This is a genomic window from Micavibrio sp. TMED2, assembly GCA_002168225.1.
Lineage (GTDB): Bacteria > Pseudomonadota > Alphaproteobacteria > TMED2 > TMED2 > TMED2.
Genome location: NHBH01000001.1, coordinates 585022 through 599130 on the forward strand (window position 1 = coordinate 585022; position 14109 = coordinate 599130).

The following is a 14109-nucleotide window of genomic DNA, read 5'->3' on the forward strand; positions in this document are numbered from 1 at the left end:
ATGGCGCCATTGATGCTGGTCCTGCTCGTGCTCGTGGTGCGTGGTGAAATCGGCCTGACCCTTGCCGGGGTGATTATCGGTACGGTCGTGCCCGGCGTCATGCTGATGCTCTGGGTCTATGGCCGCCAACTGCAACGCCTGTCGGTGCACCTGACCCGGCTGGTCACGCCGGGCAGCGAGGATGATGCCGATCCGGAAGCGCCAACCCGGCTGGAAACGGATGAGAGCAACCCGTGGCTGCCACAGCTGCGCCGTCTCTATCGCCGGATCGCTGCCAATGACGTGATCTTCGATGCCATTCCCGACCCGGTCCTGCTGCTTGATGCCGAGCGGCGCATCACCCAGGGCAATGCCGCAGCGATTGCGCTGTTCGGCCATCCGACCATCGGGCGCGACATTACGGTCGCCCTGCGTAACCCGGAAGTGCTGCAGGCAATCGATGGCGCCATGGCGGAGGGCGGCCAGCGCAAGGTCGAGTTCTCCATCCCCGGTAATGTGCCCCAGATATTCGAGGCTAGGGTGACGCCGTTCGGTCACCGGATGCGGCACGTGGTTGATGCAGAAATCGCCGATCGCGAGGGCATGGCCAACCTTTATGGCGGCAGCTCACCCAAGCCGCTCGACAGCTATCAGCCTCAGCGTGATCCGTTTGGGTCAATCATGTTGACGTTGCACGACATCACCGCGGTGCGCCGCTCGGAACAGATGCGCGCAGACTTTGTTGCCAATGCCAGTCACGAGCTGCGCACGCCGCTGGCCTCGCTGCTCGGGTTTATCGAAACCCTTCAGGGCCCGGCACAGGATGACGGCGATGCCCGTGGCCGGTTCCTCGGGATCATGGCGGATCAGGCCAGCCGGATGGCCAAGCTGGTCGAGGAGCTGCTGTCCCTGTCCCGGATCGAGACCGATGAGCACCGCCCACCGACCGAACGGGTGGCCGTTCCGGATGTGTTGGAGCGGATTGTCAGGGGATCGGAACTGCGCGCGGCGGACCGGCAGATGACAATCCGGCTGGTCGGTGATCTCGACCTGCCCCCGGTTTCCGGTGATGCAGATCAGCTGACCCAGGTGTTTCAGAACCTGATCGATAATGCGATTACCTATGCCTATCCCGAAACCGAGATTACCGTCCGCCTGACCCATCATGATGCCGCCAGCTCTCTCGCCCAGAAAATGACCGGCAGTGATGCCGAACTGATCGAGGTCTCGGTGATTGATCGCGGTCCCGGTATTTCGCGCGAGCATCTGCCGCGTCTGACCGAACGCTTTTACCGGGTCGATCCGGCGCGCAGCCGGGCAGCGGGTGGCACCGGCCTCGGCCTCGCCATCGTCAAGCACATCATCAACCGCCACCGTGGCCGGTTTCTGGTCGATAGTCAGGTGGGTGAGGGCAGTACCTTCACAGTATTCCTGCCGGTTGCCACGGAGAAAGCAGTTGCTGCTGGCAAGCAACGCAAATCGAATACCGCGAGTGCCGCACCGGTTGCCGGTTCCTGAGCCGCAGAACAGCGCGGTCTGGTTGAAAAATCAATCTAGTTGACCAGTTTGTAATTTTCGCAGTTTTTCCTGTGGACGGCATAAGCCAGCGTTATCAGGCACTAATCACCGCTATTAGTGTATTAACAATTTAAAACGCGATTCTGTCATAAAACGGAAACATTACTTACATAAATTGGTAATGCCTAAGCGAGTAGGTTCCGCCCGCGCATCAAGGCCGGTCGCGTGATTTATGGTCACTGGTTGCAATCGCAACATTGGCCCCTACATCACTCGATATGGCGTTCATGCATTCCGGTTGTGTGTCATGCTTTGCCCCAACTAACACGCTGACACATAACAAAAAAATTTGGAGATTTTTCAAATGAACAAGCTACTTGTCTTTAGTGCCGCGCTCGCCGTGGCCGGTTCATTCGCTCTGGCTGATGCCGCTCAGGCACAAAGCCGTGACCGGATCAGCATTGTCGGTTCATCAACTGTGTTTCCTTTCTCAACCGCTGTGGCTGAAAACTTCGGCCGCGTAACCAGCTACCCGACCCCGAAGGTTGAGAGCACCGGTTCCGGTGGTGGTCTGAAGCTGTTCTGTGCCGGTGTCGGCACCCAGCACCCCGATATCACTAACGCTTCCCGCGCGATCAAGAGCTCGGAGATCGAGCGTTGCGCCAGCAATGGTGTCGAGAAAATCACCGAGATCAAGATCGGTTATGACGGTATCGTTCTCGCCAATTCCAACGAAGCGCCACGCTCAGAACTGACCCGTGAGCAGATCTTCCTCGCGCTGGCGAAAGAAGTGCCACAAAACGGCAAGCTGGTCCCTAACCCATACAAACACTGGTCGGACATCGACAAATCCCTGTCGAACAAGGAAATCGAGGTTCTCGGTCCACCACCAACCTCCGGCACCCGTGATGCCTTTGTTGAGCTGGTCATGGAAGAAGCTTGTGAGAACTTCCCTGAATATGAAGGCAATGGTGATGCCTGTGCTGCTGTCCGTGAGGATGGTGCCTATGTTGAGGCCGGTGAGAATGACAACCTGATCGTTCAGAAACTGCAAGCCAACCACAATGCCTATGGCATCTTCGGTTTCAGCTTCCTCGACCAGAACGCCGATGTGCTGCAGGGCTCTATTGTTGATGGGTCAGAGCCGACCTTTGACAACATTGCCGACGGCAACTATCCGGTTTCCCGCTCACTCTACTTCTACGTCAAGAATGCCCATGTCGGCGTTATTCCTGGCATCGAAGAGTACCTCGCCGAGTTTACCTCGGAGCGTGCGATGGGTCCGGACGGCTACCTCGCCGAGCGCGGCCTGATCCCGCTGCCAGCGGATATGCGTGAGCAGGAGCGTCTCGACGCCACCAACCTGCGCGCAATGAACTGAGCAGACAGTTGAAACAGCCGGGCGGGTCCAGTACCCGCCCGGCCCGTTTCCACGTTATGAACAACAGCGTTTGAGTGCCCCCTCATGTCTCTGACCATGCTGTGCCTTGTGCTGCTGATTATCGGCAGCTTTGCCTACCGCGCCGGGATAAGCCGGGCGCTGGTCGTCAGCGACGGGCATAAATCAACGCTCCATTCTCTTCCGGTTTACCATGGCGGCTATGTCGCGCTCTGGGCCATCCTGCCCGCGCTGGCTCTGCTCGTAATCTGGTCCCTCGGCCAGTCGCCGATTGTTGACCATTTGGTTCTCGATACCCTCGGCCCGACCTATACCGATCTGAGTGTCAGCCAGCGCAATATCACGCTGGCTGAAATCCACAATCTGGCCAGCGGCGATTTCAATATGGACAGCGCCGAACCGGCGATTGCGGCAGCGGCGATCCAGTACAACGAACTGATGACCATTGGCCGCTGGGCCATGACCGCGCTGGTGCTGGCACTCTCCGCCTATGGATTGAGCGCTGCCCGTGGTCGGCTCGTCAGCCGTTTCCGTGCCCGCGAACGGGTCGAAAAGGTGGTTGACGGTCTTCTGATTGCCTGTTCGGTCATTGCCATCCTGACCACGCTCGGCATCGTTATGTCTCTGCTGTTTGAGGCGCTGCGTTTCTTTGCCCGCGTACCGATGCATGAATTTCTGTTCGGCCTGCAATGGAGCCCGCAAACCGCTCTGCGTGCCGATCAGGTGGGTTCTTCCGGTGCCTTCGGTGCTGTGCCGCTGTTTGCCGGTACCCTGCTGATCAGCCTGATTGCCATGCTGGTCGCCGTGCCGATCGGCTTGTTCGCTGCCATCTATATGGCTGAATTTGCCAGCCGCCGGACTCGTGCCTGTGCCAAGCCGGTGCTGGAAGTGCTCGCCGGTATCCCGACCGTGGTCTACGGCTTTTTCGCTGCCCTGACTGTCGCGCCGCTGTTTCGCGGCTGGGGTGATGCGGTTGGTCTCGATGTCAGTTCGGAATCCGCTCTGGCTGCCGGTCTGGTCATGGGCGTGATGATCATCCCGTTCGTCTCTTCCCTGTCCGATGATGTGATCAATGCCGTGCCGCAATCCCTGCGCGATGGCGCGTACGGCCTTGGTGCCACCCGCGGCGAGACTGTGGTGCAGGTTGTGCTGCCTGCCGCCCTGCCGGGGATCGTCGGTGCCATTCTGCTGGCGGTCAGCCGGGCGATCGGTGAGACCATGATCGTTGTGATGGCCGCTGGCCTCGCCGCCAATCTCACCGCCAATCCATTCGAGGCTGTGACCACCGTTACGGTGCAGATCACCACCCTGCTGGTCGGTGATCAGGAATTTGACAGCGCAAAAACCCTGTCGGTCTTTGCCCTCGGGCTGGTGCTGTTCGTTGTCACCCTCTGTCTCAACGTCATCGCCTTGAAGATCGTCCAGCGTTACCGGGAGCGTTACGACTAATGGCTGCAAGCATTACAGATACCGCCGATGGCATTCTGATCGGTACCCAGGGTCAGGTGGCCGGTGTTGCCAATGGCTCGCGCGGACCGGGTTCCCCGGCCTTTGCCAAGGGGCTTGCGCGCCGGCGTGGGTATGAGCGCCGTCTGGTGCTGGCCGGACAGGTTGCCATCTTCATCGCCGTTGCCATGCTGCTGACCCTGATGGTCAGCATCGTCAGCCGGGGCTACAGTGCCTTTGCCCAGACGGAGCTTGTGCTCGACCTCAATTTGAGCGAGGAGCGGATTGATCCGCAGGGCACACGCGACCCGCAAACCCTGCTGCGTGCCAATTACCAAGCGATCATCCGGGATGCCCTGCAACAGCAGTTCCCCGATGTCAGCGGTCGCCGGGATCGCCGCGCCCTGACCGGCATTGTCAGCAATGCCGCACAGTTTGAACTGGCCCAGCAGGTGGCAGACAATCCTGACTGGATCGGCACCGTGCGCTCGGTCAGCCTGCCTGCCTCTGATGACATTGACCAGCTTATGAAGGGCAAGATCGACGCTGATCTGCCGGAAAACATGCGGCGGGTCAGTGACCGGGAAATTGGCTGGGTGCGGGCGCTGGAGAGCAATAGCCAGATCGGCCTCACCTTCAATACCCGGTTGTTCACCAATGCCGACAGCCGCGATCCCGAGGTCGCCGGTATTCTCGGCGCGGCCATGGGTTCACTGTTTGCCCTGCTGGTCTGTTTTTCCATCAGCTTCCCGCTCGGCGTCGGTGCGGCGGTCTATCTCGAGGAATTCGCACCCAAGAACAAATGGACCGATATGATCGAGGTGAACATCAACAATCTCGCGGCGGTGCCCTCGATCATTTTTGGCCTGCTCGGACTTGCGGTGTTCCTCAATACCTTCGGTCTGCCCCGGTCCGCGCCGCTGGTTGGCGGCATGGTGCTGGCGCTGATGACCCTGCCGACCATCATTATCGCCGCCCGTGCCGCACTGAAAGCGGTGCCGCCCTCGATCCGGGAAGCCGCCCTCGGCCTCGGCGCATCCAAGCATCAGGTGGTCTGGCACCATGTGTTGCCTCTGGCACTGCCTGGCATGCTGACCGGCACCATTATCGGCATGGCGCAGGCGCTTGGCGAAACCGCACCGCTGCTCATGATCGGCATGGTGGCATTCATCGCCGATGTGCCGACCGGCATGACCGATCCGGCAACCGCCCTGCCGGTTCAGATTTACCTCTGGGCCGACAGCCCGGAACGGGCCTTCACTGAGCGTACATCAGCCGCGATCATGGTGCTGCTGGCGTTCCTGATCACCATGAATGCACTTGCCGTCTGGCTGCGTCGCAAACTCGAACGCCGCTGGTAGAAAAGGATTACGGATCATGAGCAACCTTGCTTTTATAGAGCGGTCGGAAATGTCTGAACCTGAACATGAGCATGCCACTACCAAGATAAGCTGCCGCAATGTGCAGGTGCATTATGGCGAGGCCCATGCGCTCAAGGGCGTTGACCTCGATGTAAATGAGCGTGAGGTGCTGGCGCTGATCGGCCCGTCCGGTTGCGGCAAATCTACCTTCCTGCGCTGTCTGAACCGGATGAATGACACGATCATCGGTGCCCGGGTTTCCGGTCGCATCCTGCTCGATGGCAATGACATTCACAGCCCCGACCTCGATGTGGTCGAGCTGCGCGCCCGGGTCGGCATGGTATTCCAGAAACCGAACCCGTTCCCGAAATCGATCTATGACAATATCGCCTATGGCCCGCGCATCCACGGCCTGACGGATAGCAAGGCCGATCTCGATCAGGTAGTGGAAAGCAGCCTGACCCGTGCCGGTCTGTGGAACGAGGTCAAGGACCGGCTGCACCAGCCCGGCACCGGCCTGTCCGGCGGCCAGCAACAGCGCCTCTGCATCGCCCGTACCATTGCGGTCAGCCCACAGGTGATCCTGATGGATGAGCCATGCTCGGCGCTCGATCCGATCGCGACCGCCAAGATCGAGGAGCTGATCCACGAGTTGCGCTCGAACTTCACCATCGTGATTGTCACCCACAACATGCAGCAGGCACAGCGGGTGTCCCAGCGCACCGCCTTTTTCCACCTTGGCACCATGGCAGAACTGAAGCCAACCGGGGAGCTGTTCAACAACCCGCAGGATGAGCGTACACGCGGCTATATCACGGGTGATTACGGCTAAGTGCCGCTGCTGACTGGTATTTCAATGGTAGTCTTGCCGCGCGGCCGGTGCTAATCATGGCAATCATGGCCAAGTCACGAACCACCAGACCAAAACTGCGCAACTCCATCCTGCCGAAGGTCGGGGGCAAGAGTGCGCGCCGGGAGCCGGCAGAGGTGCTGGCACCACTGGTGATCCGTATGGCCGGCTATGCCGAAAGCCAGCTCGAACAGTCCATCACAGCGGCAGTCAGGCGCAATGCGGCCAAGGCAATCGCGGTCGCCGGTAATGATTCCGTGCTTGATGACCTGCAGACCCGGATCAACCGCGAGGCCCAGCAGCTGCTGATCGACCAGCGCCCGGATCAGGCGGATCTGAACCAGATACTGGGGGCGATGCGGATCGCCGGTGATCTCGAGCGGATCGGCGATTATGCCGCCAATATTGCCAAACGGGTGCGCCCGTTGGCGGAGTTTTCCGACCTGCCGCAGATCGGTGCGGTATCACGCATGGGGCGGCTGGTCCGGGACCTGTTGAGCAGCGTGGTCACCGCCTATAGCCGCAATGATCTGGCCGGTGCGATCGAGGCATGGCACCGGGATGAGGACCTCGACGACCTCTATACCAGCCTGCACCGTGAGGTCCTGACCTATATGATGGAAGACCCCCGGAATATCACAGGTTACATCCATATTCTGTTCATTGCGAAAAACGTCGAGCGTATTGGTGATCATGCAACCAATATTGCCGAGATGGTGCATCTGATCGTCACCGGCGAGCCTTTCAACAAGGTCCGTCCGACCGGTGATGATACGAGTGATCAACTGATCCGCCCTGCCGATAGGGACAAACCGGCCGGGGCAAATGACTAGACTGGCGATTTCCAAAGGGTAGGGGCCCGAGATATGAGTGATACGCTAAAGCCTATTGTGCTGATCGTTGAGGACGAAGCCGATATCGTCACGCTGCTGCAGTACAATATCGAGAAAGAGGGATTCCGTACGCTGGTGGCGACCGATGGCGAGGAAGCCCTGGTCACCATCAAGGAGACGACGCCCAATATCGTGCTGCTCGACTGGATGCTGCCCCATACCTCGGGTATCGAGGTATGCCGCCAGATGCGCCGCAATCCGCGCACCCGTGACGTGCCGATCATCATGCTGACCGCCCGTGGCGAGGAAGCGGACAAGGTGCGCGGGCTGAATGCCGGTGCCGATGACTATATCGCCAAGCCGTTCTCGGTTGCTGAACTGATCGCGCGGATGCGCGCCGTCATGCGCCGCGCCAGCCCGGCAACGGCGGATGAGAGCCTGACCTTCAGCGACATTGTCATGGACCTCGCCGCCTTCAAGGTGAAGCGCGGGGAGCGCGACGTCCATCTCGGCCCGACCGAATTCAAGCTGTTGCGTCATTTCATGAGCTATCCGGGCCGGGTATTCAGCCGTGAGCAACTGCTCGACATGGTCTGGGGCCAGGATGTTTATGTGGAACCGCGCACGGTCGATGTGCATATCCGTCGCCTGCGCAAATCCCTCAATGATGGCGGTGAAGCCGACATCATCCGCACTGTCCGCTCAGCGGGTTATGCCCTTGATGACAGCGGTAAGGTTGAATGATTTCAATCGCATACGAACGTAATATTTATAGTTAACAAAGCCTGTCCGTTTTGTTGCGCTTCAGCCCATGTGGTATAATCAACCTATGGTTGTATCATTGGGGAGGTGGTGCATGGATTATCTCAGGACATTGGCGCCTACGATTATTGATCGCCGATTTTATACAAGAGGGCAGGTGATTTGCCAGGCGGGAAACAGGGTGGATGCCATCTGGCTCATTCTGCGTGGCGACGCGGTACTGAAGACCGGTAAAGAGCAGCAGGCGACATTTTTCAAATCTGCTGGCAGCCTCTATGGCGATGTCGAGCATATCCTCGGGCTGCCCTATCAGGGCAATCTGATTGCCATCGACAAGGAGGGTGTGGAGCTCGCCCGCCTCTCACCGATAAAATTCGACAAGGCGGTGGCGGAAGCATCACCGTTCATGCAGGCGCTGACCCGGCTCAATGCCGCACGGGTGTTGAAGAGTGCCCGGTTCATCGAGGCGCGTGAAAGTCTGCTCGACAAGACCGAGCAGGAATTGCGGGCAATCGAGATGTCGATAACCGCACAGTTCTACCCGAACGATTACGATCCGCAGAATCCGCCCGAATATCAGATTGCTGCCGAATAACCGCTACTGAGTAATCGGCGTCAGTCACAGGCTGGTGCTGAACATCTCGCCATAGAGGCCGTCGAGATTCATGGTGCGACCGATGGTGATGCTGCCAGCACCGGTTATCAGCTTGATGGCTTCCATTGCCTGCCATGAGCCGATAATGCCCGCGACCGCGCCAAGAACGCCTGCCTCGGCACAGGCGGGCAGGGCATCGGCGGGCGGCAGGTCGGGAAAGAGGCTGCGGTAATCCGGGGCATCGGCCTCACGCGGATCAAACACGGCAACCTGCCCCTCGAACCGGATGACCGCTCCCATCACCCACGGGATACGCAGATTGCGGCAGGCGTCATTGATGACATAGCGTGTGGTTACAAGATCAGTGGCATCAATAATGACGTTGTGCCCAGTGAGCAGCGCGGTTGCGTTCTTTGCTGTGAGAGCTTCGTCAACCACGTTGATTGTGCATTGGCTGTTAAGGCTGTTGAGGCGTGCGCGGGCGATCGCCACCTTGCTCTGGCCGATATCGGTTTCGGTGAACAGGATTTGCCGCTGCAAATTGCTCGGTGTGACCCGGTCACCATCGATCAGGGTCAGGCTGCCGATCCCGGCGGCGGCAAGATACTGCGCTGCCGGGTTGCCGAGGCCGCCCATACCGACAATCGCAACGCTGGCTGCGGCCAGCTTCTGTTGGCCCTGTCCGCCGATTTCCGGCAGCACCAGATGCCGGGCATAGCGCACCGCCGGATCATGGATATCCGGCTGATCGCTCACTTGTCCGATGCTTTCTCGCGCGGCCATTCGGTTGGATGCTGGACCCCGGTTGAGCCGAAACCACCGGCACCGCGTTCGGTCGTGGGCAGTTCATTGACTTCAACCCATGTGACCGCGGTATAGATCGCGACGACCATCTGGGCGATGCGCATACCGCGCTCGACCACGAAGTCCTCATCGCCATGGTTGATCAGGATCACCCCGACCTCGCCGCGATAATCGCTGTCGATGGTGCCGGGGGTGTTGAGGGTGGTGATACCGTTGCGCAGTGCAAGGCCGGAGCGCGGGCGAACCTGCGCCTCATAACCGACCGGCAGGGCGAGGGAGATGCCGGTGGGGATCAGCGCGCGCTGACCGGGTGCCAGTACGACATTCTCTGCAATCGCTGCGACCAGATCCATACCGGCGGCACCGATGCTGGCATAGGCGGGCAGGTCGAGATCACGGGCGTGATCCAGACGGCGGATATGGATGTGCTGTGGCTGGGTTGGCCAGTTGATCGACATAGGCAGAAGGCTCCGGGTAACGGGATTGGGCGTGTCGGCTTTGATAACCGGATCAGGCAGATTGTGCAAAGTGCTGGGCTATACGATTGACCAGCTCATTGGCAACATCGGTTTTGCGCATATCCGGCCAATCTTCGGTCCGGCCATCGCGGGTCAGGAAGCGAATACGGTTGTTGTCGCCGCCGAAAGTTCCGGTATCGCCGCCCACATCATTGGCCAGCAGCCAGTCACAGCCCTTTTTCGCGATCTTGGCGCGGGCGTGCTCGATAATATTCTCGGTTTCGGCGGCAAAGCCGACCACCAGCGCCGGGCGACTGTCGTTACGGGTGCTGAGGCTCGCCAGAATGTCCGGATTCTCTGCCAGCGCGATGCTCGGCGGGCCATCACCGGTCTTCTTCAGCTTCTGCCCGGCCATATCGGCGGCGCGCCAGTCGGAAACCGCGGCGGCACAGACCGCGATATCGGCTGGCAGCATATTGACACAGGCATCGAGCATTTCCTGCGCGGTTTCGACGAAAATGGTTTTCACCCCCGGCGGCGGTGCCAAACCGGTCGGACCTGAAATCATGATGGTTTCGGCACCGGCACGCGCCAGTGAGGCGGCAATCGCCTGTCCCTGTTTGCCGGATGATCGGTTGGAGATAAACCGGACCGGATCGAGCGGCTCAACGGTCGGGCCGCTGGTGACAATCGCCCGTTTGCCGCGCAGGGGACCGTTGCCACGCAGCAGGTCGGTGGCGGCTGCCACGATCTCGAGCGGTTCGGCCATGCGACCGGAGCCGGTCTCGCCGCAGGCCATCTCGCCACTGCCGGGGCCAATCTGGTGCACGCCGCGCTGGCGCAGGGTGGCGATATTCGCCTGGGTCGCCGCATGGCCCCACATCATCTGGTTCATGGCCGGGGCGATCAGGATCGGCTTGTCGGCGGCCAGCAGGGTGGTGGTGGCAAGATCGCTGGCCAGCCCATTGGCCATCTGGGCCAGAATATTCGCACTCGCCGGGGCGATGATGATCAGGTCGCATTCGCGCGACAGGCGGATATGGCCCATCTCGCTCTCATCCTTCAGGGACCAGAGATCGGTATAGACCGGGGATTCCGACAGTGAGGCAACGGAAAGCGGGGTGATGAATTCGGCCCCGCCAGCGGTCAGGACGCAACGCAGCTCGGCCCCGCGTTCGCGCAGTCGGCGGATCAGATCGAGGGATTTATAGGCCGCAATGCCGCCGGAGATGATCAGCAGGATGCGGAACCCGCCGAGGGCGGTGCTGTCGATTGTCTGCGCGTTCATATCGCTCATAGGGCACCTGACTGGTATATGCCGATCAAGACATGATGCCTAACAGATAGGTCTTTGTCCCGCGCACGGGAAGCGGAAAACGGTATATCCGGCGATTATCCCGGTATTTCCGCCATTTCTGCTGGCCGGTTTCCATTCACTTATATATATTGGATTTTAGATAAACGTGATCGAACCAATTTGGGGCGAGAGAAATGGGCTTATCACCAACCATGATGGGACTGGCTGGCGACGTGAACAGCGTCAGTGGCGGTTCCCCGGAAAAGGGCGCAGAAATCAATGCGCCGCTCGACCTTGTCGACGTGAATGCTTTTCGGCTGGCGCGCAAGGGGCTCAATGCTCTGACCGATGCGCTCACCGGCACCAAGGCATTCGAACCGCACCGTCCGGGTATGTAGGTCTCGGCGATATAACATTGAATTAAGGCGATCAGTCAGATCGCCTTTTTTATTGCCTGAATTCTGGTTTGGCTGACTACAGCCGCCAGCCGCTGTGAATGGCGGCGATACCGGCAGACAGATTCTCATAGGTTGGACGATGGAGCCCGGCATCGCGCATCCGCTGAACGAGGGCTTTCTGCTCAGGGAACTTGCGGATGCTCTCCACCAGATACTGATAGCTGTCCCGGTCACCGGCGACCAGTTCGCCGAAGCGCGGGATCAGGGTGAAGGAATAGAGATCATAGAGGCGGTTCAGTATCGGCGCATGGACGCGGCTGAACTCGAGGCAATAGAACTTGCCGCCCGGTTTCAGTACCCGGCGTGCCTCACGCAGAGCAGCGTCGATGTCGGTGACGTTGCGCAGGCCGAAGGAAATGGTCACCCGGTCGAAGCTGCGGTCATCGAACGGCAGTTGCTCGGCATTGCCACAGGACCAGGTGACTTGATCGACAATCCCGCGATCCAGCGCCCGGTCGCGGCCAACCGCCAGCATGGCCGGATTGATGTCGCAGATATTGACCGGTGGTTGCTCGATGTCGAGGCTTTGCCGTTTGATCTGCCGTTCCAGCTTGCCTGCGATGGCAAAGCCGATATCGCCGGTGCCACCCGCCAGATCGAGCACCGACATGCCGGGCCGCAGTCCAAGCTGGGCGACGAAGCGGGCTTTCCAGATGCGGTGGACACCGGCGGACATGACATCATTCATAATGTCGTAATTGCTCGCCACGCTGGCAAAAACATCGCCGACCATTCTGGTCTTGTCCCGGGCGCTGACCGTGCGGAAGCCGAAATCGGCGGTGGCGTCAGTGCCAGTGCCAGTGCCAGCTTCAACATCGGTATCGTGATTTGGCCTGCTGTTCTCGCTCATGCTCTGGTGCCCGGATGATGGATAGGTCGGTCGCGGAAAATGCTGTTCGGCTTCCGATAGCATGAATATGGTGCCGGGTCAGCGGCTTTGCCGTCACTGATAGCGCTTATGCGACAATATAGGCGAGAGTAACCCATGCCCGAACTTCCCGAGGTTGAAACCGTTGGTCGCGGATTGGCCAATGCCGTGCTGGGGGCTGTTATTGAGACGGTGGATCAGCGCCGCCCGGATCTGCGTTGGCCGATGCCTGCGGATCTGCCCGCACGGCTCGCCGGTCGGCGCTGGGCCGAGATTACCCGGCGTGGCAAATATCTGCTGGTCAGCCTCGATGACGGGCAGGTGATGCTGCTGCATCTCGGCATGTCCGGGCGCATGGTGATCCTGAAGCCGGGTCACAACAATGCGCCGCCAGCCAAGCATGACCATGTGATTTTCGACTTCACCGACGGGCATCGGGTGATTTTCAGCGATCCGCGCCGGTTCGGTGCCCTGTTGATGGAGCCATCCGCCGCCGCCATGGCCGCGCATCCGCTGATTGTCGCGATGGGGCCGGAGCCGTTTGACCCGGCCTTTGATGCCGCTGCCCTGTCCGCCGCACTCAAAGGACGCAAGTCACCGATCAAGACCGTGTTGCTCGATCAGAAGGTGGTGGCCGGTCTCGGCAATATCTATGTCTGTGAGGCGCTGTATCTGGCTGGCATCAGCCCGACACGCCTCGCCCATACGGTTGCGGGCAAGCGGGCCGAGCGCCTCGTTCCAGCCATCCGCTCGGTGCTGGAGGATGCGATCAGGGCCGGTGGCTCAACCTTGCGGGATTATGTGCAGGCCAGCGGCGAGCTCGGTTATTTCCAGAAGCAGTTTTCGGTTTATGACCGCGAGGGGCATCCCTGTCCGCGCTGTTCTGTCGATGATCCCGACAATCCGCCGATGATTATGCGCATGGTGCAATCCAACCGCTCGACCTTCTATTGCGGCCGGTGCCAGCGCTGATCCTTGCCTTCGGTTATCGGGCGATTATGTATGTCATTGAATTGCCGCTCCAGTCGCGCTAAGCAGAGGCCATGAAATTTTCCACGCAGCATACCGCTCTGTCGACCGCCGCCCTTCTCGTCCTGGCGCTGGTTCTGGCCTTTCCGGTTACCGGTCGGGCCTTTGACTATATCGACGGGTTTGATGCGGTGCCGGTGATGGCCGGGATGGCTCAGACCGATGACGGCAGCCTGATCTTCGACAAGCCCGGTGGCCGGATTCTGGAGGCGACCATCGTTGGCCCTGTGGATCACCTGAGCGCTATGCGGTTTTATGATCAGACCCTGCGCTCGCTCGGCTGGGCACCGGTCGGCCCGGCTGCCATCGGCAAGGCCCAGTACGCCCGTGAGGATGAAGCGCTGCAGATCGAGCAGCTTGACGCCAATGGCGACACCACGCTGATATTCCGCCTGAACCCGGCGCCGTCCGACCGCTGAGTCGACCTGACCCGAAATCTCAAATCCGACAGA

General features: G+C 60.0%; 15 protein-coding genes. 11 read left to right on the plus strand and 4 right to left on the minus strand.

Annotated elements, in window-relative coordinates; all coding sequences use genetic code 11:
* The first annotated feature begins 12 nt into the window (after positions 1-12).
* The 8 genes from CBB62_02835 (at position 13) to CBB62_02870 (ending at position 8743) form a co-directional block, all read left to right on the plus strand.
* Positions 13-1497 (plus strand): hypothetical protein, encoded by a 1485-nt coding sequence (locus tag CBB62_02835; protein OUT42607.1) that lies wholly within the window; start codon positions 13-15, stop codon positions 1495-1497.
* Between the two features lie 364 nt (positions 1498-1861).
* Positions 1862-2878, plus strand: coding sequence for a phosphate ABC transporter substrate-binding protein (locus CBB62_02840; protein OUT41307.1), 1017 nt, complete (start codon positions 1862-1864; stop codon positions 2876-2878).
* Between the two features lie 84 nt (positions 2879-2962).
* Positions 2963-4345, plus strand: a complete 1383-nt coding sequence (locus CBB62_02845) for a phosphate ABC transporter permease subunit PstC (GenBank protein OUT41308.1) — start codon at positions 2963-2965, stop codon at positions 4343-4345.
* Complete coding sequence (locus CBB62_02850) at positions 4345-5703, plus strand: phosphate ABC transporter, permease protein PstA (GenBank protein ID OUT41309.1); 1359 nt, start codon at positions 4345-4347, stop codon at positions 5701-5703. The genes CBB62_02845 and CBB62_02850 overlap by 1 nt, the downstream gene beginning before the upstream one ends.
* Before the next feature lie 16 nt (positions 5704-5719).
* Entirely contained in the window at positions 5720-6535 is an 816-nt protein-coding gene (locus CBB62_02855) for a phosphate ABC transporter ATP-binding protein (protein OUT41310.1), read from the plus strand.
* A 65-nt stretch (positions 6536-6600) separates the two neighbouring features.
* Positions 6601-7386, plus strand: coding sequence for a phosphate transport system regulatory protein PhoU (locus tag CBB62_02860; GenBank protein OUT41311.1), 786 nt, complete (start codon positions 6601-6603; stop codon positions 7384-7386).
* 33 nt (positions 7387-7419) lie between these two features.
* Positions 7420-8130: a phosphate regulon transcriptional regulatory protein PhoB gene (locus CBB62_02865; protein ID OUT41312.1), complete on the plus strand. Its 711-nt coding sequence runs from the start codon at positions 7420-7422 to the stop codon at positions 8128-8130.
* A gap of 199 nt (positions 8131-8329) precedes the next feature.
* On the plus strand, positions 8330-8743 hold the full coding sequence (locus CBB62_02870; GenBank protein OUT41313.1) for a hypothetical protein: 414 nt from the start codon (positions 8330-8332) through the stop codon (positions 8741-8743).
* 24 nt (positions 8744-8767) lie between these two features.
* Here CBB62_02870 and CBB62_02875 read toward each other — a convergent pair whose 3' ends face one another.
* From CBB62_02875 to CBB62_02885, 3 genes are read right to left on the minus strand one after another with little or no spacing between them, the layout of a single operon-like run.
* Positions 8768-9526, minus strand: a complete 759-nt coding sequence (locus CBB62_02875) for a hypothetical protein (protein OUT41314.1) — start codon at positions 9524-9526, stop codon at positions 8768-8770.
* The gene (locus CBB62_02880) at positions 9496-10005 is read right to left on the minus strand and encodes a deoxyuridine 5'-triphosphate nucleotidohydrolase (protein ID OUT41315.1); all 510 of its coding nucleotides are present in this window, start codon (positions 10003-10005) and stop codon (positions 9496-9498) included. Before CBB62_02880 ends, CBB62_02875 begins: the two co-directional genes overlap by 31 nt.
* Before the next feature lie 52 nt (positions 10006-10057).
* Entirely contained in the window at positions 10058-11293 is a 1236-nt protein-coding gene (locus tag CBB62_02885) for a bifunctional phosphopantothenoylcysteine decarboxylase/phosphopantothenate synthase (protein OUT42608.1), read from the minus strand.
* A gap of 203 nt (positions 11294-11496) precedes the next feature.
* Between CBB62_02885 and CBB62_02890 the strand changes: the two genes are divergently transcribed.
* Positions 11497-11700, plus strand: coding sequence for a hypothetical protein (locus tag CBB62_02890; GenBank protein OUT41316.1), 204 nt, complete (start codon positions 11497-11499; stop codon positions 11698-11700).
* A gap of 76 nt (positions 11701-11776) precedes the next feature.
* Here CBB62_02890 and ubiE read toward each other — a convergent pair whose 3' ends face one another.
* Positions 11777-12610 carry a bifunctional demethylmenaquinone methyltransferase/2-methoxy-6-polyprenyl-1,4-benzoquinol methylase gene (gene ubiE / locus CBB62_02895; GenBank protein ID OUT41317.1) on the minus strand — a complete coding sequence of 278 codons (834 nt, stop codon included), beginning with the start codon at positions 12608-12610 and terminating at the stop codon, positions 11777-11779.
* 135 nt (positions 12611-12745) lie between these two features.
* Between ubiE and CBB62_02900 the strand changes: the two genes are divergently transcribed.
* Together CBB62_02900 and CBB62_02905 are read left to right on the plus strand one after the other, a co-directional pair.
* Positions 12746-13600 (plus strand): DNA-formamidopyrimidine glycosylase, encoded by an 855-nt coding sequence (locus CBB62_02900; protein ID OUT41318.1) that lies wholly within the window; start codon positions 12746-12748, stop codon positions 13598-13600.
* Between the two features lie 71 nt (positions 13601-13671).
* Complete coding sequence (locus CBB62_02905; GenBank protein ID OUT41319.1) at positions 13672-14076, plus strand: hypothetical protein; 405 nt, start codon at positions 13672-13674, stop codon at positions 14074-14076.
* Positions 14077-14109 lie beyond the last annotated feature (33 nt).

Coding starts and splice junctions, on each gene's coding strand:
- CBB62_02885 (OUT42608.1), bottom strand. CDS start 11,293: ATGAACGCGCAGACAATCGACAGCACCGCCCTCGGCGGGTTCCGCATC.
- CBB62_02845 (OUT41308.1), top strand. CDS start 2,963: ATGTCTCTGACCATGCTGTGCCTTGTGCTGCTGATTATCGGCAGCTTT.
- CBB62_02865 (OUT41312.1), top strand. CDS start 7,420: ATGAGTGATACGCTAAAGCCTATTGTGCTGATCGTTGAGGACGAAGCC.
- CBB62_02835 (OUT42607.1), top strand. CDS start 13: ATGCTGGTCCTGCTCGTGCTCGTGGTGCGTGGTGAAATCGGCCTGACC.
- CBB62_02890 (OUT41316.1), top strand. CDS start 11,497: ATGGGCTTATCACCAACCATGATGGGACTGGCTGGCGACGTGAACAGC.
- CBB62_02860 (OUT41311.1), top strand. CDS start 6,601: ATGGCCAAGTCACGAACCACCAGACCAAAACTGCGCAACTCCATCCTG.
- CBB62_02840 (OUT41307.1), top strand. CDS start 1,862: ATGAACAAGCTACTTGTCTTTAGTGCCGCGCTCGCCGTGGCCGGTTCA.
- CBB62_02880 (OUT41315.1), bottom strand. CDS start 10,005: ATGTCGATCAACTGGCCAACCCAGCCACAGCACATCCATATCCGCCGT.
- ubiE (OUT41317.1), bottom strand. CDS start 12,610: ATGAGCGAGAACAGCAGGCCAAATCACGATACCGATGTTGAAGCTGGC.
- CBB62_02900 (OUT41318.1), top strand. CDS start 12,746: ATGCCCGAACTTCCCGAGGTTGAAACCGTTGGTCGCGGATTGGCCAAT.
- CBB62_02905 (OUT41319.1), top strand. CDS start 13,672: ATGAAATTTTCCACGCAGCATACCGCTCTGTCGACCGCCGCCCTTCTC.
- CBB62_02855 (OUT41310.1), top strand. CDS start 5,720: ATGAGCAACCTTGCTTTTATAGAGCGGTCGGAAATGTCTGAACCTGAA.
- CBB62_02875 (OUT41314.1), bottom strand. CDS start 9,526: ATGGCCGCGCGAGAAAGCATCGGACAAGTGAGCGATCAGCCGGATATC.
- CBB62_02850 (OUT41309.1), top strand. CDS start 4,345: ATGGCTGCAAGCATTACAGATACCGCCGATGGCATTCTGATCGGTACC.